This is a genomic window from Nocardia sp. NPDC049220 (genome assembly GCF_040647855.1).
Taxonomy (GTDB): Bacteria; Actinomycetota; Actinomycetes; order Mycobacteriales; family Mycobacteriaceae; genus Nocardia.
Map to the genome: position 1 here is coordinate 70,900 of NZ_JBEZDA010000009.1, position 19,170 is coordinate 90,069.

Below are 19,170 nucleotides of genomic sequence, written 5' to 3' on the forward strand. Positions count from 1 at the left end.
ATCGACCGGGACGGTCGGACGCCGCGCTGATCAGCGGGACGCACGCGGACGGCGGCCCGGGAAACGGCTATCGCTCTGCCGCGGGACATCGCCGAGCGGCGGGGCGAAGACGCAGAACAGGCCGGCGACTACGAGCAGGAACGCGCCGATCAGGCTGACTGCGAAGCTGGTCGCGCCGAGCGCGGCGGGCCGGTGCGCAGCGTGATAGACGAAGTGCGGGATGCCGAACGTCAGCCAGCCGATGCCGGCGATCCGAGTCGCCGTGGTGCCCTCGACGACGAGCGCGGCGATCGTGACGGCGGTCAGGGCGAGAAAAAACGCGCCGACATCGCCGGCCAGGTGGTGGTTGTAGGGGCCGTCCACCGCCACCCATTGTGTGCCGAATCCCGGAAAGCTGGAATACCAGGAATGCGGCGCCACCGTGGCCCATAGCCCGACGATCGCTCCTTGTACCGCCAGGATGGCCAGGATGACCCACGTGATCGCCACGCGGCCGCGGATATGCTCGAATCGGCTGGGCACACGCGGACCCACACTGGTTCCCGGTACCGAGATCCGCATCGGCCACTCCGTTCTCGCCGAACACGTTCCGAACGCTGTGCCGTCACGGTAAGACGGACGATCCGGTGTGGCAAGAGCGCGTCATACCAACTGCGCGGCGGCTTCCGATTCGACCCGGACTCGCTCGGGCCCGCTGTAGACGTTCATGGTGTCTCCGCGCAGGAAGCCGACCAGCGTGAGTCCGGATTCGGCGGCCAGGTCGACTGCCAGCGAACTCGGCGCCGAGACCGCGCCGAGCATCGGGATCCCGGCCATGACCGCCTTCTGCACCAGTTCGAACGAGGCGCGACTGCTGACGATGAGCACCAGATCGTGGGCGGGAATCAGATTTTCGCGCAGCGCCCAGCCGATCACCTTGTCCACCGCGTTGTGTCTGCCGATATCCTCACGCACCGTGAGCGCCGCGCCGTCGGCGGTGAACAAACCCGCGGCGTGAATACCGCCGGTCGCGTCGAACACCGACTGGCGGCCCCGCAAGGTGTCCGGCATCGTGGCCAGCGCGCGGGTGTCGACTACCGGGCCCTGCGCGGGCAGCGGGAACCGGGTGCGAGTGCGCACCTCGTCCAGGGCGGTCTTGCCGCACAGGCCGCAGGCGCCCGTGGTCAGGAAGCTGCGGGTCGCCACCGGGACGGGATTGCGCAGGGTGAGGTCGAGGACGTTGTAGGTGTTGCGTCCCTCGTCGTCGGTACCGGCGCAGTAGCGCGCGGCGATGATCTCGTCGGCGTCGCCGATCATGCCCTCACTCAGCAGGAATCCGTGCACGAGGTCGATGTCGTTGCCCGGCGTGCGCATGGTGACCATCAACGACCGTCCGTTGATGCGAATCTCCAGCGGTTCCTCCACGGCGAGGGTATCCGGCCGCCGGACCTCCCCGGCCGGTGAGATCCGGCGCATCGGGCGGCGGGCGGTCACGCGGCTCATGATCGGCTCGGCTCGAGCCGGACGGTGACGGCCTTGGACACCGGCGTGTTCGACCGCGCCGCGACATGGTCGAGCGGGACGAGCGGGTTGGTCTCGGGATAATAGGCGGCCGCATTGCCGCGCGGGGTGGGGTAGGAGACGAGGCGGAAACCTTCGACACGGCGTTCGACGCCGTCGGTCCACTCGGAGACGACGTCCACCAGGTCGCCATCGGTGTAACCGAATGCGGCGATGTCGTCCGGGTGCACGAGTACCACTTTGCGGCCGCCGTGCACGCCACGGTATCGGTCGTCGAGTCCGTAGATAGTGGTGTTGTACTGGTCGTGGCTGCGCAGTGTTTGCAGGATGAGCCGGTCCTCGGGCACCGGAAGCCAGGTCAGGTCGTTGATCGCGAAGTTGGCTTTGCCGGTGGCGGTATGGAACTCGCGGCGGTCGCGCGGCGGGTGCGGCAGTTGGAATCCGCCGCGCTGCCTGACCTTCGCGTTGTAGTCCGCACAGCCGGGCACGACCCGGGAGATCACGTCGCGGATGGCGTCGTAGTCACGGGCGAACCGCGCCCAAGGCACCGAGTGGCCGGCACCGAACACGGCGAGCGCGAGTTCGCAGACGATGGCGACTTCGCTGCGCAGTTGATCGCTGACCGGTTTCAGCCTGCCGGTGGACAGGTGCACCATCGACATCGAATCCTCCACCGACACCTGCTGTTTGACGCCATCGCGCAGGTCTTCGTCGGTACGGCCGAGGGTGGGCAGGATCAGCGCGGTCCGCCCGTGGACGACATGGCTGCGATTGAGTTTGGTGGAGATCTGCACGGTGAGGTCGCAGCCACGCAGCGCGGCCTCGGTCACCGTGGTGTCCGGGGTGGCGGAGACGAAGTTACCGCCCATGCCGAGGAAGACCTTCGCGCGGCCGTCCCGCATCGCGCGGATGGCCTCGACGGTATCGAAGCCGTGTTCGCGCGGGCTGGTGATCCCGAATTCGGCGTCGAGGGCGTCGAGGAAGGCATCGGGCATCTTCTCCCAGATGCCCATGGTGCGGTCGCCCTGGACGTTCGAGTGGCCGCGCACGGGGCAGACGCCCGCGCCGGGCTTGCCGATCATGCCGCGCAGCAACAGCAGGTTGGTGGCCTCTTCGATGGTGGCGACGCCGTGTGCCTGCTGGGTCAAGCCCATGGCCCAGCAGATGATGATCTTCTTCGACCGTGCGAACAACTCGGCGGTGTGGTCGAGTTCTGCTCTGGTGAGGCCGGTAGCCGCCAGGACAGTGGCGAAATCTACCGAGCGCACGGACTTTTCGTACTCGGCGAAGCCCGCGCAGTGCGCGTCGACGAACTCGCGGTCGACCACCGTTCCCGGCGCGCGGTCCTCGGCCTCGAACAGCAGGCGCCCGAGTGCCTGGAACAGCGCCATGTCGCCACCGAGGCGAATCTGCAGGAAGTCGTCGGCGATCGCCACGCCACTGGTGAATCCCTTGACCGTCTGCGGATCACGGAAGCCGAGCAGCCCGGTCTCCGGCAGCGGGTTCACCGCGATGATCCGCGCGCCCTTGGCCTTCGCACCGGCCAGCGCGCTGAGCATCCGCGGATGGTTGGTACCGGGATTCTGGCCGGCGACGATGATCAGGTCCGCGGCCTGGAAATCGTCGATCGTGACCGAGCCCTTGCCGATCCCGATCGAGCTCGACAGCGCGGTGCCGGAGGACTCGTGGCACATGTTCGAGCAGTCGGGCAGGTTGTTGGTGCCGAAACTGCGGATCAGCAGCTGGTAGAGGAACGCGGTCTCGTTGCTGGTGCGGCCGGAGGTGTAGAAGACGGCTTCGTCGGGCGTGGCCAAGGCGCGCAGCTGGTCGGCGATCAACTGGTAGGCGTCGTCCCAGGCGATCGGGGAGTAGTGGGTGTCGCCGGGCCGTAGCACCATCGGGTGGGTCAGCCTGCCTTGCTGACCGAGCCAGTATCCGGACTTGTCCGCCAGGTCCGCCACCGAGTGCGCGGCGAAGAACTCTGGAGTGACCGTGCGCAGCGTCGCCTCCTCGGCGACCGCCTTCGCGCCGTTCTCACAGAACTCGGCGGGTCTGCGGTGGCCGGTCGGCTCCGGCCAGGCACAGCCGGGACAGTCGAAGCCGTGCACCTGGTTGACCCGGGACAGCGTGCGCGCGGTGCGCAGCACACCCATCTCCTCCATCGAGCGTTTCAACGCGACCGCCACGGCGGTGACGCCGGCGGCCTGCTCCTTGGGTGGGGTCACCGATAGCCGGGACTCGTCGATGTCCCGGGCCGGTCCATTTCGATGCATGCTGGCCATTGTGCTCCAAAGCTGTCTGAGTCGCTCGGGGGGCTAGCTCGTCGCATCGTCGGCACCCGAAACGGGTGCCGGAAAATGTTCCCGGATTCGGTTGCTTCGCCGGTATCACCGCTCGTCGATGCGAGCCATCGTCACTCAGCCGCCGCGTCGCGCGCCGGCGCTGTCGGTGACTCCGGCGCGCTGGTCATCGCCCTGATAGGTGAGGATGCGGGCACTGATACGCACGCGCCAACCGGGCGGAAGCTCGGTAGGGGCAGTGCCGATTCGGGTCCACTCGTCAGTGTCTGGGGCGGCGATGAAAGTGCCTGCGGTGGCAGTGGCGTCGCGCACGTAGACTTTGCCGCCGTCGACCGACACGTAGGCGTGGACACGGGAGACATGGCGGTCCCGCTGGATGACGAGCGGGGCGGCGGTCGCCGCACGGACCGACTCGTCCACCTGTGGCCCGCGCCCGAGGACGTAGGGACGGTCCAGCGGATAGGCGGCGCCATCCTCCGCGACCAGTGCGCCGACGACGGCGTCATCCGCGTCGACCGGACCGCGCACCCGTGTTCCACCGTCCGCTTTCGCAGTCGTGGGGAATGGGGCCGGTTCGGCGTCGGGTTGTGCCGCGGGCTGGAACTGAGACCAGGCGAGCGAAGGATCCGACACGGACCTGGGCGGACGCGGCTTGGCGAGCGGGCGCGCCGACTCGGTCCGCGCGGCGGTGGTGGGAACCGATGCGACGGCAGCGGACGCGCCGGTCGGTTCGGGCATCGCCGCGAAGCCCGCCGCGGCGGTGGGCTCGGGTGCGGGCTTCGACACAGCAGCGGGCCCGGATTGGGCGGCTGCCGTGGACGGCGCGGGCCGGGCGGAGCCGGTGGGGCGCTCCGCCGCGCGTGGGTGGGCGGCCTTTCCCTTCCGCCGGACCGCCGCGTGCAGGACGAAGCCACCACCGGGAACCACACCCGCGCGCAGATCGCTGCGCGGGCGCGGTGTCAGTGCCGCGCCGGTGTCGGCGCCGAGGGTGATGCGCCGCACCGGTTCACGCACGATCTCATCGACCCAGGTGAACGCACGTGCGCCGGACAGTCGACGGGTGCCTTCCGCGCCGTGGATCTCGGCGGCCACGGGTCCGCGCAACAGAATCAGTGTTCCGTCTTCGGTCGGCGCGACCACACCGAACGGCGGCGGCTCCGAAGGGCTCCCGAAAATTACCGCGGCCAGGCGTTTCGCGAGCGCCGCACCAGGGTGTTCGGTGTCGGCCACGGCTTCGATGGTGCCGAGTATTCGGTCTGTGGAGGTGGTTTCGCCACTGACGTAGGCGACGACCGTACCGAAGCGGGCGACCAGACCGTCGCCCGGCGCGATACCCACGGTGGCTGGAATTCCGTGCACCCGCGCCCTCCTTCCCCGGCGCAACTACCGGAATATCGAAGCCAGCATAGAGCGTTTTCGACGTGCGAACGGTGGCCTCGACCTACCTCGCCGCCGGGTACGCGTCCTGTCCGCGTTGTCGTCTCGTCGTCGAATTCGTCGCTGCCGTACACCTTCCCGCAACCCAGCTCGACCGTGTCGAGTTGGGCTTCGTGGCCGTCGACTCGGTCGGAATACCGAATGGCTATGCCGGAGCCCTCCGTGGCGAACCGCCGTGCCGGTCGCGCGCGGACGACGGCGGCATGAACGAACGATGTTCGTGTCAAACAGCGTTCGTCGGGGATAAGCTCGGCCCATGAGCGCAGCACCCGCCAGCCGCCGGGCTCGCCCGGCCAAAGCCCCGCTGAGCCGCCAGGTGATCATCGAGACAGGCTTGCGAATCCTGGACCGGGACGGCGCGGTGGCACTCACCATGCGCCGGGTCGCCCAGGATCTGGACACCGGCGCGGCCTCGCTCTACGTCTACGTCGCCAACCGCGACGACCTGATGGCTGCCATGCTCGACCACGTCCTCGGCACGATCCCCGAACCGACCGGAGCGACCTGGCGCGACCGACTCACCGCGTTGATCGAATCCACGGTCGCGGCGATGAGCCGCCACGACGGATTGGCTCTTGTCGCGCTCGGTGCGATTCCGACCGGTCCGAACGCGTTGGACCTGGTCGACAGGATGCTGGCGCAGCTGGCCGCGGCCGGGCTGGACGAACGCACCAGTGCCTGGGCGGTAGACCTGATCTCGCTGCACATCGCCGCGGCGGCCGTCGAGCAGAGCGTCCACAACACCAAGATCGGCACTGAGGAGGACTACGTCACCGCCGTTGCCCAGCAGTTCGCCCAGCTGCCCGCCGACCGGTATCCGACTCTGGTGACCATGCGCGACGCGCTGCTGGCCGGCACTGGCGACGCGCGCGCGGCCTGGGCGGTGCGGGTACTGGTCAACGGAATTCTCGCCACGCCCACGGACTGATCGGGCGGAAACTTGCTCGCTCGCGCCGGGGCCCCGGTACACAATGGCCCGATGATCCGCCCAGCGACGACGGCCGACCTCCGCGCACTTCAGGACATCGAGCGTGCCGCCGGTGTGCCGTTCGCGGCGCTGGGCATGACGGCGGTGGCCGAGGACGAGCCGCCCGCGCTGGACACGTTGCGCGCGTTTCAGCGGGCCGGCCGCGCCTGGGTCTGGGCCGACGCCGCCGACCACCCGATCGGCTACTTGGTCCTGGACCTGGTCGACGGTATCGCCAACATCGACCAGGTCTCGATACGACCGGCTTTCGCCAGGCGGCGGATCGGCAAGCGACTCATCGACCAAGCCGTGCGGTGGGCTGCCGCTGAGGGAATGGCGGCGATCACCCTGACCACGTTCACCGAGGTCGCCTGGAACGGGCCGTATTACGAGCGGCTCGGCTTCCGATTTCTGCGGATGGACGAGGAGACGCCCGGTTTGCGGGCGCTGCGGGCGGCCGAACGTGCTCACGGCCTCGACCGGTGGCCGCGCGCGTGCATGCGCGCGGAGCTCGCGGGGTGGTCGATGGATTGATCCGAGCGCGGGCTGCTCGAGAATCGTCCTAGGCGATAGGCGCCAGCGCTGCCGCGGCCGCCGGGGCGGCCGCCGCGCGATCTTCAGCGACCAGGCCGATGCGGGTGCGCCGATCCAGCAGATCGTCGGCGTCCAGCACACCCTCGTGCGAGACCGCGAACGCGAATTCGGCGCCGATCACATCGATTCCGGGCGCCACCGGCTCGGCGAGGGAAGGGTCGCGGCGCGCCGCGACCGCGATGGCGGCCGCCTCGCTGCCGTAGCGTTCGATCAGCACCGGTGCCGCATCGATGCGATCACGCTCGGCGCCGGAGACCGCGCCTACCAACGGAAGTCGCCGGGTGCGACACGGCCCCGCGGTGAGGCCACCGTGCGCGATCGTCGCATCGATGGCATCCTCGGCCATTCGCCGATAGGTCGTGAGTTTGCCGCCGACGATGGTGATGACGCCGGTGGGGGAGCGCAACACCGCATGTTTGCGCGAGATGTCGGCCGTGCTGTCGTCTGTGGTCTGTAGCAGCGGGCGCAGCCCGGCATACGAGCCGCGGATATCCGTGCGCGTCAACGGCTCTCGCAGCGCGGTGTTGATGGTGTCTAGCAGGAAATCGATTTCGGGGTCGGTCGGCTTCGGCTCGTCGGGCACCGGCCCCGGTGCGTCCTCGTCGGTCAGGCCGAGGTAGACCCGGCCGTGCGCGGCGGGCAAGGCGAAGACGAACCGGCTGGTGCTGCCGGGTACCGGCACGGTCAGCGCGGCGCTGAGGCCGCCGAAGGACGCGGCGGAAAACACCAGATGGGTGCCGCGGCTCGGACGTAGTTCGATGCTCGGATCCACCTGGTCGGCCCAAACGCCGGTGGCGTTGACCACGGTACGTGGCCGCAGCGCGATGGTTTCACCGGTCAGGCTGTCGCGCACCATCGCCGAATTCCCGGTCACATCGAACGCCGCGGTGCGGGTGAGCACTGTCGCGCCGTATGCCGCCGCGGTGCGCGCCAGCGCGACCACCAGGCGGGCATCGTCGACGAGTTGTCCGTCCCATGCCTGCAACCCGCCGCGTAACCCGTCGCGGCGTACGGTCGGCGCGAGCCGCAACGCCTCGGCGGCGGCGATCCGGCGCGACCGGGGCAAGATCGCGGCAGGTGTCCCCGCGCCGCGTCGGAGCAGGTCGCCCGCCAGGAAACCGGTGCGTACCAGCGCGGTCTGCGCGGGGCCGATGCTGGGGATCAGCGGCACCAGTTGGGGCAGTGCGCGCACCAGATGCGGTGCTGTAGTGCGGATCAAGATGCCGCGTTCCACCGCACTCTCGTGGGCGATGCCGACTCGGCCGCCGGCCAGATAGCGAAGCCCGCCGTGGACCAACTTGGAACTCCAGCGGCTGGTGCCGAAGGCGAGATCGCGGCGTTCCACCAGGACGGTCCGCAGTCCACGGGCGGAGGCGTCCAATGCCGCCCCCGCGCCGGTGACGCCGCCGCCGATCACCAGCACGTCGATCTCGGCGCCGTCGCCCAGCCGTCGCAGAGCCGCGGCGCGGCGGTCGGCGTTCAGCGCGGAATCTCCGGTGTGCACCGAATTCGCGGTCATCACAATGCCTTTCCGGTAGGAAGGGGTGCCGTCGCGGGGGTGTTCATCGCGGCCGGCTCGGGTCGCCGTCGTCGAGGTAGCCGTCGATCGCGCGACGGAGTTCGGTGTCGAGGTCCGCGTTCGCGAGGATCGGTGCGACGGTGCCCGCCGACTGCACGACGGACTGGACGATCAGCAGCATCATGGTGGCCATCCGGTCCGGATCACCGTCGCGGACGGAACCGTCGCGCTGACCGTCGCGGATACCCGCCGAGAACAGCTCGATCAGCGCTCGCTGGTTACGGCCGAGCCTGCCGAATACATACGTGAGCATCAGGTCGGTGTCGGTGCGGAAGATCTTGCCGAACAGCGGATTGGACCGGACCCGTGCCGCGCCCGCGACCACGCCCTCGACCAACCTGGTGCGCGCGATTCCCGTGGACGGCATGGTGGCGGCGACGATGCCGCGCAGCTCGCGCACCAGCAGTTCGGCCACCAGCGAGCCGGTGTCGGGCCAGCGGCGATAGACGGTCGGCCTGCTGACACCCGCCCTGCGCGCCACCTCGGTGAGCGTGGTGCGGCGGACGCCGAACTCCTGCACACAGGTGCGGGCCGCGTCGAGAATCGCGAGGTCTCGTGCGGACAGCATGTTCTCGGCGTCGGCGTCGGTCTCATGGGAAGCGGTCAAGGTGGCACCACCGGTAGTCGGTTCGTCGACAGCTCGGCTGTCGACCAGAAGAAGAGTTACTGCTTGACAGTCTATGTCAAACTGTAACTTGTGGTGGAGACGCAGCATACCGATGAGCAGTCGGCTCACGCGGCTGACTCGGGCGGCCGTGGGATCGCGGCGAACATGGTCTGGGATGCCTGGGGTATCCCTGCCGGACACAAGCCGCTTTCGGCGCAGATCCGGGGCCTGCTGACCCAGGTATTCGGGGTGTCGGGCGACCCGCTGCCGCGACGCGATGAGGATGACGTGCCACTACGCGAATCCGCGCTGACGCCCGGGCAGCGAGCCGAGTTGGTCGAGGTCGTCGGCGCTGCCAACGTGTCCACCGACCACCGCGACCGGCTGCGGCACGCGGGCGGCAAGAGCACCCCCGACCTGTTGCGTCGCCGCGCCGACGGCCCGCAGGACGCACCCGACGCCGTCGTCTTCCCCGCTGATCACGGGCAGGTTCTCGCCGTGCTCGCCGCGTGCGCCGAGCACGCTGTCGCCGTCGTTCCGTTCGGCGGCGGCACCAGCGTCGTCGGTGGTGTCGATCCGCTGCGCGGCCGCTTCGCCGCCGTGATCACGCTGGACCTGCGCAGGCTCGACGCCGTAACCCGCATCGATCCGATCAGTGGCACTGCGACCCTCGGTGCCGGACTCACCGGTCCACGTGCGGAGGAGTTGCTCGGCGCGCACGGACTTTCGCTCGGTCACTTTCCGCAGAGCTTCGAGTTCGCCAGTATCGGCGGCTTCGCTGCGACGCGGTCCTCCGGCCAGGCGTCGGCGGGGTACGGCCGCTTCGACGACATGGTGCAGCGGCTGAAGATCGCCACGCCCTGCGGCACTCTCGAGCTCGGTCGCGCGCCCGCTTCGGCGGCGGGGCCCGACTTGCGTGAACTGTTCGTCGGTTCGGAAGGCGCACTCGGTGTCATCACCGAGGTCACCCTGCGCGTACACCCCGTCCCCGAAACTATTGCCTATCAGGCATGGTCGTTCCCCGATTTCGAAACCGGCGTGGCCGCACTGCGTGCGGTGGTTCAGGTGGGCGCCGCACCGACCGTCCTGCGGCTGTCCGACGAGGCGGAGACCGGAATCAATCTGGCCCGCTCTGGCAACGTGGGGGGCAAGTCGGTGGCTGGTTGTCTGGCCATCACCACGTTCGAGGGCACCGCGGCGCATGTCGCGGCGCGTAATGCTGAGGCAGGAGCGGTACTCACCGCGGCGGGTGGCACCGAGCTCGGGGAGACGCCCGCCGAGGAGTGGGAGCACGGCCGCTTCGCCGCGCCGTATCTGCGTGATGCGCTACTGGACGTCGGGGTGCTGTGCGAAACGCTGGAGACCGCGACCACATGGTCGAACCTGGCGGCGTTGAAGACCGAGGTGACGACCGCACTGACCGACGCACTCGGAGCGCAGGGGACGCCACCGCTGGTCATGTGCCATATCTCGCACACCTACCCGACCGGCGCCTCGTTGTACTTCACCGTCGTCGCCAAGCAACTGGACGACCCGATCTCCCAGTGGCAGGTCGCCAAACGAGCTGTCGGCGACGCCATCGTCGCGGCGGGCGGCACTATCACCCACCACCACGCGGTCGGCACCGACCACCGGCCATGGCTCCCGGACGAGGTCGGTGACCTGGGTGTACGTGTCTTGCGCGCGGTGAAGGCCGAGCTCGACCCCGCCGGCATCCTGAATCCCGGAAAGCTGGTGCCGTGACCGAGAATTCGACCGTGCGCACGATCGCCGTGGTCACCAACCCGCAGTCCGGGCTCGGCAAGGGCGGTGCGGTGGCAAGCGCCGCGATCGCCCGGTTCCGTGCCCGGGGCGCCGAGGTCACCGAAGTGAGTGCTCCCTCGGCCGCCGAATCGGTTCGGCGGGTGCGCGACGAGATCGGTGGTGTGGGGCAGGGGCCGAAGCCCGACGCGGTGGTCTGCATCGGGGGCGACGGTCTGATCAACGTGATTCTCGCGGCCGTCGCCGAAACCGGTGTCCCGCTCGGCATGATTCCCGCGGGCACCGGCAACGATCTGGCCAGGGAACTCGGTGTGCCGACCGAGGACCCGATCGCCGCGGCCGATCTCGTGCTGAATGGACGGACGCGGACCATCGACCTCGGCCGCCTCGAGCCCGCCGCGTCCGGGGCTGCACCGATCTGGTTCGCTACCGTCACCGGCACGGGGTTCGACGCGCGGGTTACCCTGCGCGCCAATGACATGCGCTGGCCGAAGGGGCGGCTGCGCTACACGGTCGCGGCGCTCGTGGAGATCTCCGGGCGCTACACCGTGCCGTACCGCGTCGAGTTGACCGGTGCGGTGACCGCGGGGCTCGGCAACCCGGGCGAGGGCTCGATGTTGGAGACCGAGGCGGTCTTGGTCGCGGTCGGTAACACTCGCACCTACGGCGGGGGCATGCTCATCTGCCCGGATGCCGTGCCGGATGACGGACTGCTCGATCTGACCGTGGTCGGCGCCTTGTCCAGGGTCGAGATGCTGCGCCTGCTGCCATCGCTGTCGGCGGGCAAACGCCAGGATCATCCACAGGTCAAGCAGTTCCGGGCCGCGGCGATCACGCTCACCGCGCCGGGCGCGCCCGCGACCGCGGACGGCGAGCCGGCGGGTACCCTGCCGATCACGATGCGCGCGGTACCCCGTGCGCTGACCGTGCTGGTTCTCTGATCATTACGCGGGCAAGGGGTTCGAGCACTAGGCGGCGAAGGCCACGCGACGCAGCCGGTCGATGGTCGCGCGATCGACGATGACCACCGAGCACCAACCGCCTGTCGGTCTACGGTGTTCGGTCGTTACCGTCCGCATCAGTCGCCGCCAGCGCCGCGCGTGCACCGTGAATGCCACGCTGTTGACGCGCCGGCCGCGGGCCTGCTGGCCCGCGCGCGCCACGGACGCGGGCACATCGAGCATGAGCAGGTGCAGGTCCCGGTCGTAGCGGGCCGCCCAGTGCGTGATCAGCGCGCGCGTCCAGCGGAAGGTGGCGCAGTCGTGGATCACGACCGCACCGGTCGCCTCGCGTAACGCGGTGCGGATCGCGAGGTAGTGCGCGGTGTGCACCACTGGGCGGCGCAACAGATACGGCAGCCACCACAGCCTGCGCCGCCAACGATTGCGCGCCTGCTGTGAGTCGAGCACCAGGCAGCCGTCCGGTCCGCTCGGCGGCGTCTCGGCGTCGGAGGTGGCGCCGAACAACCTGTCCAGCGCGGTGCTCTTGCCCGCGCCGGGGACACCCGCGACGATCAGTGTCGCCGACCTCGGGTACCGCAACTCCGCGATCGAACCACCGCGCAGGTCGTGCAGTGTGTGCGGCGCCAAGGGCACCAGTGGTTCGGGGCAGTGGGGCGCGAGCCCGTCGAGGGGAGTAGTCAGCTTATGCGTAGTCCCCGGCGGAGATTCGTTCGGCGTCCGGGAAATCCCTGGTCTTTCAAAGAGATTCGTTGGGACGGGATCTCCTGCGGTATTCACCTCCTCCAGAGTCCTCGGTTCTCCCCGATCCGGCAATCTCCGACATTTCGGTCGCTCCTGGATCTGGGTCGCGGTCGGTCCGCGGAGCGCGAACCGCTGACTACATTCACCCCGCGGCCGACGCGGCGGGGGATCCACCAGCCGGGTCTGCGCTACACCTCGCCGCTGTCGCAGTGACGGGTGACGTGGTGTTCTCCCCCGGCGCGAGCTCCCGTCGGACACCGACTGTGCCCACCTGAACACGCGGTGCTCGGGCTCCTGAGGTCGCGCGTCCACCGGCCGGCGGCCTCCGCGTGGCAAAGCGCTGACCGACCGGCGAAGCGCTTGCTGCCGGGCGCGCGGGCTTCCTTCGCGTCGACGAGGACGGTTTGTCGCGCTGAACTGCGCGTTCGACGACAACTGCTGGATGCGTCGTAGACCCGGTGGAGTGCACCAGTTTCACCGGAGGTCGGGGTAGTGGCAATGCGACAACCTGCCGTCCCAGGCGACCTTCGCCGGCGCCGATTCGACGTCGCGATCGACAGTGACCTCGTATCGACCGCCACGACCATTTCCCTGCTGTCGGATAAAGGGAACATTCGGGGTAGAAAATGCCGGAAGCTGAGAATTGCGTATGGATTCAGGGTCGAGTCCAGGTTCGCCGGTAAGCTCGCTGACGTGGGCGGAGTGTTCGGTGTCCCTCATCCACCGAAGGCTCCGCCTCTCTGTGTCCAGTGCCTCTCGTCGTGTCCAGTGCGCAGAGTTGTACCTCGACCGGCCGAGATCCCACGCGCAGCGGGTTCGTCGTCGATCGCCGAGAGCGGCTCCGGCCGCGCCGAGCGGTAGTGTCCGCGTCAGATCCAGGTCCGGTTCCTGTGACGTATTCGGCACCGAACAGGTCACCCCGAGTGGATAGGTGTCGACCGACGCGAAGTGCGTAGATCGTCGCGCTTTAGAATCGCGGGGTGACCAGCGCAGCCCCTGACAACACGCGTAATCGTGCCGATGCCCTCCCCAAGAGCTGGACGCCCAGCGAGGTGGAAGCCGAGATGTACGAGCGCTGGGTAGCCGCTGGCTATTTCACGGCGAGCATCGCCGGCGGCAAGCCCGCGTACTCGATCGTGCTGCCACCACCCAACGTCACCGGCACACTGCACATGGGACACGCGCTCGACCACACTCTGATGGACACGTTGTCCCGCCGCAAGCGCATGCAGGGCTACGAAGTGCTTTGGCTGCCCGGTATGGACCACGCGGGGATCGCCACCCAGACCATGGTGGAGAAGCAACTGGCGGTCGACGGCAAGACCAAGGAAGACTTCGGTCGCGAGCTGTTCGTCGAGAAGGTGTGGGACTGGAAGCGCGAGTCCGGCGGCGCCATCCAGTGGCAGATGCGCGCGCTCGGCGACGGTGTCGACTGGAGCCGCGACCGCTTCACCATGGACGAGGGCCTGTCGCGGGCCGTGCAGACCATCTTCAAGCGGCTCTACGACGCGGGTCTGATCTACCGTGCCGAGCGGCTGGTGAACTGGTCGCCGGAATTGCGCACCGCCATCTCCGACATCGAGGTCAAGTACGAGGATGTGCAGGGCGAGCTGGTCTCGCTGCGCTACGGCTCGCTCGACGACGACGAGCCGCACGTGATCGTGGCCACCACCCGGGTGGAGACCATGCTCGGTGACACCGCCGTCGCGGTGCACCCCGAGGACCCGCGCTACCAGGCGCTGATCGGCACCACGCTGGAGCACCCGATCACGGGGCGGCAGATCCCCATCATCGCCGACGATTACGTCGATCCGGAATTCGGTTCCGGCGCGGTGAAGATCACCCCGGCACACGATCCCAACGACTTCGAACTGGGCCTGCGGCACGGCCTTTCGATGCCCACCATCATGGACGAGCGCGGCCGGATCACCGGGACCGGAACCGAATTCGACGGCATGGATCGTTTCGAGGCGCGCGTCAAGGTGCGCGAGCGGCTCGCGGAGGAAGGCCGGGTTGTCGCGGAGAAGCGGCCGTACCTGCACAGCGTCGGGCACTCCGAGCGCACTGGTGAGCCGATCGAGCCCCGCCTTTCCATGCAGTGGTGGGTCAAGGTCGAATCGCTCGCCAAGGCCGCCGGTGACGCGGTGCGCAATGGCGACACCGTGATCCATCCGAAGAGTCAAGAGCCGCGCTGGTTCGAGTGGGTCGACGATATGCACGACTGGTGTATCTCGCGGCAGCTGTGGTGGGGGCACCGCATTCCGATCTGGTACGGCCCCGAGGGTGAAGTGGTCTGCGTCGGCCCCGACGAGCAAGCGCCTGACGGGTGGGTACAGGACCCGGACGTGCTCGACACCTGGTTCTCCTCCGGCCTGTGGCCGTTCTCGACCATGGGTTGGCCCAACGCCACCGCCGAGCTCGAGAAGTTCTATCCCACCAGCGTTCTCGTCACCGGCTACGACATCCTCTTCTTCTGGGTGGCGCGGATGATGATGTTCGGCACCTACGTGGCCGAAGACGCGGTGCTGATCGCCGGCAAGGGAACCGCGCGTCAGGTGCCGTTCAAGGACGTGTTCCTGCACGGCCTGATCCGCGACCAGTACGGCAAGAAGATGTCCAAGTCGCGTGGCAACGGCATCGACCCGCTGGACTGGATCAACGCCTACGGCGCCGACGCCCTGCGGTTCACCCTCGCGCGTGGCGCGCAGCCGGGCGGTGACCTGTCGGTCGGCGAGCCGCAGGCGCTCGCCGCGCGCAGCTTCGTGACCAAGCTGTTCAACGCGACCAAGTTCGCGCTGATGAACGGCGCCCGGGTCGGCGACCTGCCCGATCGCGCGCAACTCACCGATGCCGACCGCTGGATCACCGATCGGCTGGAAGCGGTACGCGCCGAAGTCGATTCGGCATTCGACGGCTACGAGTTCGGCAAGGCGTGCGAGGCGCTCTACCACTTCGCGTGGGACGAACTGTGCGACTGGTACCTGGAATTGGCCAAGGTGCAGTTCGCCGCCGAGGGTGCGCGCGCCGAGGCGACCCAAGTGGTGTTGGGCACCGTTCTCGACGCGGTCCTTCGGTTGCTGCACCCGGTCATCCCGTTCGTCACCGAGTCGCTCTGGCAGGCGCTGACCGGTGGTGAATCGGTGGTCATCGCGCCGTGGCCGCAGCCCTCCGGTGTTCCCGTGGATCACACCGCCGCGCAGCGCATCGTGGACGCGCAGCGGCTGATCACCGAGATCCGCCGGTTCCGCAGCGACCAGGGCCTCGCTGACAAGCAGAAGGTGACGGCCAAACTGGTCGGTGTGGACGCGGCGGGACTGAGCGCGCTGGAAGGGTCGGTGGCGAACCTGGCCAGGCTCACCGAGCCGGGCGCCGATTTCGCCGCGACCGCGTCGGTGGAGGTGCGACTCAGCGGGGCGACGGTCACCGTGGAATTGGACACCTCCGGCACGGTCGACCTGGACGCCGAACGCCGCCGCCTGGCGAAGGACCTGGCGGCCGCGGAGAAGGAACTCCAGGGCACCGCTGCCAAACTCGGCAACGAGGCGTTCCTGGCCAAGGCGCCCGAGCAGGTGGTCGACAAGATCAAGAACAGACAACAGATCGCCGCCGCCGAAGTCGCGCGCATCAGCGCCCGCCTTACCGAGCTGAGCGGTAAGTGAACGCCGAGCCGGAACCGCAGTACGGCGACGACGAGCACCGCGGCGGCGCGGCCCGGCTGCACTCCGGCCCCTCGCCGGTGGAACTGGCCGAAATGGCGCTGGTCGAGGCCGAACTCGACAAGCGCTGGCCGGAGACCAAGATCGAGCCGTCGCTGACGCGAATCGCCACGCTGATGGACCTGCTCGGCGCCCCGCAGCAGAGCTATCCGGCGATCCATGTCGCGGGCACCAACGGCAAAACCTCGGTGACCAGGATGATCGATGCACTGCTCACCGCGCTGCATCGGCGGACCGGCCGGATCACCAGTCCGCACCTGCAGCTGGCCACCGAGCGGATCAGCATCGACAACGCGCCTATCTCACCGGCCGAGTACGTGGCGACCTACCGCGAGCTGCTGCCTTATGTCGAGATGATCGACAAGCAGTCGGCCGCCGCGGGTGGGCCCGCCATGAGCAAGTTCGAGGTGCTCACCGGTATGGCCTTCGCGGCCTTCGCCGAGGCGCCGGTCGACGTCGCGGTGGTGGAGACCGGCATGGGTGGTACCTGGGACGCCACCAACGTCGTCGACGGGCAGGTGGCGGTGATCACGCCGATCGGTCTGGACCACATCGAATACCTCGGGACCGACCTGGCGTCCATCGCGGGGGAGAAGGCCGGGATCATCAAGCGCGCCCCGGAGAGTCTGGTCCCGCGCGACAACGTCGCGGTGATCGCGGAGCAGGAGCCGGAGGCGATGGAGGTGCTGCTGCGCCGCGCCGTCGAGGTGGACGCGGCGGTGGCGCGCGAGGGCGCCGAATTCCGGGTGCTCGCCCGGCAGATCGCGGTCGGCGGTCAGCAGCTCGAATTGCAAGGTCTCGGCGGGGTGTACGACGAGATCTTCCTGCCACTGCACGGCGAACACCAGGCGCGCAACGCGGTGCTCGCGCTCGCCGCGGTGGAGGCGTTCTTCGGCGCGGGCGCTCAGCGGCAGCTCGACATCGACGCGGTGCGCGCCGGTTTCGCGAGTGTGACCAGTCCGGGCCGGCTGGAGCGCATCCGAAGCGCCCCGACCATTTTTATCGACGCCGCGCACAACCCGGCCGGCGCGCGTGCGCTGGCCGCGACCCTCACCTCGGAGTTCGACTTTCGCAAGCTGGTCGGCGTGGTCGCGGTACTCGGTGACAAGGACGCCGAGGGCATCCTCGCCGCACTGGAGCCGGTGTTCGACGAGATCGTCGTCACGAGCAACGGTTCGCCGCGCGCGATGGACGTGGAGACCCTGGCCGATCTCGCGGTGCAGCGTTTCGGCGACGAGCGGGTAGTCACCGCCACGACCCTGCCGGACGCGCTCGAGACCGCGATCGCACTCGCCGAGGAGATCGAGGGGCAGGGCGAAATGGTGTCCGGGGCGGGTGTCGTGGTGACCGGCTCGGTGGTGACGGCAGGCGCGACCCGCGCACTGTTCGGTAAGGACCCGGCATGAGCGTCAGGCCCGGCGGCGGCAGCAGCTTGTGTGACCACGGAGGGCCCGCGCATGCCGAGGAGGATGCGGCATGAGCGTCAGGCCCGGCGGCGGCGGCAGCTTGTGTGACCACGGAGGGCCCGCGCATGCCGAGGAGGATGCGGCATGAGCGTCAGGCCCGGAGGCGGCAGCTTGTGTGACCACGGAGGGCCCGCGCATGCCGAGGAGGATGCAGCATGACCGAATCCGCCGATCAGGGTGAGCGGCCGCCGCAGCCCGCGGCCGATCCGTGGAAGGGCTTGCGCGGAGTGATGGCGGGCACCTTGGTGCTCGAGGCGATCGTCGTGCTGCTCGCGCTGCCGGTGGTCGCCGACGTCGGTGGCGGGGTGACCTGGCTGTCGGGCACTTACTTGGTGGTACTCGCGGTGGTGATGTTCCTCGGCGCGGGGGTGCAGCGGCGCTCCTTCGCGCTGCCGTTCAACCTGGGCCTGCAGGTGCTCGTCCTGCTCGGCGCGTTCATCCACGTCTCTATCGGCGTCATCGGCGTAGTTTTCGCGGTGGTCTGGGGTTTCATTCTGGTGCTGCGGGCCGATGTGCGCGGCCGGATGGCGAAAGGGCTGCTACCGAGCCAGCGTCCCCCACGCTCCTAGCCGCAGCTGGTGCGCCGAGATCGATGTGGATTCGGTCACACTGCGTCCAGCGACACCTGTCCCGGTGTGGATGCGCGATCGTGGAACGTCCGGACCGGTTGTCTGGACGACCGCTGGTTCGGTGCCCGGACGGATGCCCGTTAGGCTGTGCGCCGTGACTGAGCAGACGTTGGTACTCATCAAGCCGGACGGCGTGGGCCGTGGTCTTGTCGGCGAGGTGCTGGCCCGGATCGAGCGCAAGGGCCTGAAGATCGTCGCCCTCGAACTGAAGCACGTGACCGAGGAGCTGGCCAGGGGCCACTACGCCGAGCACGCCGAAAAGCCTTTCTTCGATTCGCTGATCGAGTTCATCACCTCCGGGCCGGTCGTGGCGGCCATTCTGGAGGGCCCGCGGGCGATCGCGGCATTCCGGCAGATCGCAGGCGGCACCGACCCGGTCGAGAAGGCGGTGCCGGGCAGCATTCGTGGCGATTTCGCGCTGGAGACCCAGGAGAACTTGGTGCATGGGTCCGACTCGCCGGAGTCGGCCAAGCGTGAGATCACGCTCTGGTTCCCCGCGTTCCCGGTCTGATCGGAGTCCTGATCGCCGTGCTCGCGCCGGCCGGATGCTGGGAGAACGCGCGCTGGGCACGGCGCAGCCGAGCGCCGATGGCGAACGCCCGGCGGCCGGTGTGGGATACTGGCATCGGCTGCGCTCGACGCCGACTGTTCGCGCAGATGCGTGCACGAGAGGTGGCGATCGTAGCCGGGTGATACCACGGTTCGATGCCGATCATCGCTGCCATGGACAAACAGCCCGTTGCTGGGGCTCGCTGTTCGCGTCGGCACGCTGGATGAGCGCTCGATCCGCGGAGTTCAGCCATACAGCCAGGCGCCGCGTGACCAGTTAGCCCGAACACAAACGACATGGAGATAACCGGGCATGCGGGGCGAGACCACTTGACCTCGCGTCTTTGCGCGCGAGTCGAATA

General features: G+C 68.7%; 15 protein-coding genes. 8 read left to right on the top strand and 7 right to left on the bottom strand.

The genetic code is table 11. The annotated features are described in order from the left end of the window. Positions 1 to 30: 30 nt before the first annotated feature. From AB0C34_RS20130 to AB0C34_RS20145, 4 genes are all read right to left on the bottom strand, one after another. The gene (locus AB0C34_RS20130) at positions 31 to 489 is read right to left on the bottom strand and encodes a hypothetical protein (RefSeq protein ID WP_357074886.1); all 459 of its coding nucleotides are present in this window, start codon (positions 487 to 489) and stop codon (positions 31 to 33) included. Positions 490 to 642: 153 nt separating this feature from the next. Continuing rightward, positions 643 to 1,482: a formate dehydrogenase accessory sulfurtransferase FdhD gene (fdhD, locus tag AB0C34_RS20135; RefSeq protein ID WP_357074889.1), complete on the bottom strand. Its 840-nt coding sequence runs from the start codon at positions 1,480 to 1,482 to the stop codon at positions 643 to 645. Beyond that, positions 1,479 to 3,773, bottom strand: a complete 2,295-nt coding sequence (locus tag AB0C34_RS20140) for an FdhF/YdeP family oxidoreductase (protein WP_357074892.1) — start codon at positions 3,771 to 3,773, stop codon at positions 1,479 to 1,481. The genes fdhD and AB0C34_RS20140 overlap by 4 nt, the downstream gene beginning before the upstream one ends. Before the next feature lie 144 nt (positions 3,774 to 3,917). Beyond that, positions 3,918 to 5,159: an FHA domain-containing protein gene (locus AB0C34_RS20145; RefSeq protein ID WP_357074895.1), complete on the bottom strand. Its 1,242-nt coding sequence runs from the start codon at positions 5,157 to 5,159 to the stop codon at positions 3,918 to 3,920. A 334-nt stretch (positions 5,160 to 5,493) separates the two neighbouring features. Between AB0C34_RS20145 and AB0C34_RS20150 the strand changes: the two genes are divergently transcribed. Further along, a complete protein-coding gene (locus tag AB0C34_RS20150) occupies positions 5,494 to 6,165 on the top strand; it encodes a TetR/AcrR family transcriptional regulator (protein WP_357074898.1) in 672 nt (223 codons plus the stop codon). A gap of 51 nt (positions 6,166 to 6,216) precedes the next feature. Beyond that, positions 6,217 to 6,738, top strand: a complete 522-nt coding sequence (locus tag AB0C34_RS20155; RefSeq protein WP_357074901.1) for a GNAT family N-acetyltransferase — start codon at positions 6,217 to 6,219, stop codon at positions 6,736 to 6,738. Between the two features lie 28 nt (positions 6,739 to 6,766). Here AB0C34_RS20155 and AB0C34_RS20160 read toward each other — a convergent pair whose 3' ends face one another. Then, positions 6,767 to 8,317, bottom strand: coding sequence for a glycerol-3-phosphate dehydrogenase/oxidase (locus AB0C34_RS20160; protein WP_357074905.1), 1,551 nt, complete (start codon positions 8,315 to 8,317; stop codon positions 6,767 to 6,769). Positions 8,318 to 8,360: 43 nt separating this feature from the next. Then, positions 8,361 to 8,984 (bottom strand): helix-turn-helix domain-containing protein, encoded by a 624-nt coding sequence (locus AB0C34_RS20165; RefSeq protein ID WP_357074908.1) that lies wholly within the window; start codon positions 8,982 to 8,984, stop codon positions 8,361 to 8,363. A 165-nt stretch (positions 8,985 to 9,149) separates the two neighbouring features. On the opposite strand from AB0C34_RS20165, the gene AB0C34_RS20170 reads away from it, so the two are divergent. Together AB0C34_RS20170 and AB0C34_RS20175 are read left to right on the top strand one after the other, a co-directional pair. Next, positions 9,150 to 10,727 (top strand): FAD-binding oxidoreductase, encoded by a 1,578-nt coding sequence (locus AB0C34_RS20170; protein ID WP_357075255.1) that lies wholly within the window; start codon positions 9,150 to 9,152, stop codon positions 10,725 to 10,727. Continuing rightward, entirely contained in the window at positions 10,724 to 11,686 is a 963-nt protein-coding gene (locus AB0C34_RS20175) for a YegS/Rv2252/BmrU family lipid kinase (protein ID WP_357074911.1), read from the top strand. The genes AB0C34_RS20170 and AB0C34_RS20175 overlap by 4 nt, the downstream gene beginning before the upstream one ends. Before the next feature lie 27 nt (positions 11,687 to 11,713). Here AB0C34_RS20175 and AB0C34_RS20180 read toward each other — a convergent pair whose 3' ends face one another. Further along, entirely contained in the window at positions 11,714 to 12,334 is a 621-nt protein-coding gene (locus tag AB0C34_RS20180; protein WP_357074914.1) for an AAA family ATPase, read from the bottom strand. Positions 12,335 to 13,428: 1,094 nt separating this feature from the next. Here AB0C34_RS20180 and AB0C34_RS20185 point away from each other — a divergent pair. The 4 genes from AB0C34_RS20185 to ndk all read left to right on the top strand — a co-directional run bounded on the left by AB0C34_RS20185 (position 13,429) and on the right by ndk (position 18,770). Then, positions 13,429 to 16,107: a valine--tRNA ligase gene (locus AB0C34_RS20185; protein WP_357074917.1), complete on the top strand. Its 2,679-nt coding sequence runs from the start codon at positions 13,429 to 13,431 to the stop codon at positions 16,105 to 16,107. Positions 16,108 to 16,199: 92 nt separating this feature from the next. Then, entirely contained in the window at positions 16,200 to 17,570 is a 1,371-nt protein-coding gene (locus AB0C34_RS20190; RefSeq protein ID WP_357075258.1) for a folylpolyglutamate synthase/dihydrofolate synthase family protein, read from the top strand. Between the two features lie 215 nt (positions 17,571 to 17,785). Beyond that, positions 17,786 to 18,199 carry a DUF4233 domain-containing protein gene (locus AB0C34_RS20195; RefSeq protein WP_357074920.1) on the top strand — a complete coding sequence of 138 codons (414 nt, stop codon included), beginning with the start codon at positions 17,786 to 17,788 and terminating at the stop codon, positions 18,197 to 18,199. Between the two features lie 154 nt (positions 18,200 to 18,353). Beyond that, on the top strand, positions 18,354 to 18,770 hold the full coding sequence (ndk, locus tag AB0C34_RS20200) for a nucleoside-diphosphate kinase (protein WP_357074923.1): 417 nt from the start codon (positions 18,354 to 18,356) through the stop codon (positions 18,768 to 18,770). The last annotated feature ends 400 nt before the right edge of the window (positions 18,771 to 19,170 follow it).

Coding starts and splice junctions, on each gene's coding strand:
- fdhD (WP_357074889.1), bottom strand. CDS start 1,482: ATGAGCCGCGTGACCGCCCGCCGCCCGATGCGCCGGATCTCACCGGCC.
- AB0C34_RS20140 (WP_357074892.1), bottom strand. CDS start 3,773: ATGCATCGAAATGGACCGGCCCGGGACATCGACGAGTCCCGGCTATCG.
- AB0C34_RS20150 (WP_357074898.1), top strand. CDS start 5,494: ATGAGCGCAGCACCCGCCAGCCGCCGGGCTCGCCCGGCCAAAGCCCCG.
- AB0C34_RS20155 (WP_357074901.1), top strand. CDS start 6,217: ATGATCCGCCCAGCGACGACGGCCGACCTCCGCGCACTTCAGGACATC.
- AB0C34_RS20160 (WP_357074905.1), bottom strand. CDS start 8,317: ATGACCGCGAATTCGGTGCACACCGGAGATTCCGCGCTGAACGCCGAC.
- AB0C34_RS20170 (WP_357075255.1), top strand. CDS start 9,150: ATGGTCTGGGATGCCTGGGGTATCCCTGCCGGACACAAGCCGCTTTCG.
- AB0C34_RS20190 (WP_357075258.1), top strand. CDS start 16,200: ATGGCGCTGGTCGAGGCCGAACTCGACAAGCGCTGGCCGGAGACCAAG.
- AB0C34_RS20195 (WP_357074920.1), top strand. CDS start 17,786: ATGACCGAATCCGCCGATCAGGGTGAGCGGCCGCCGCAGCCCGCGGCC.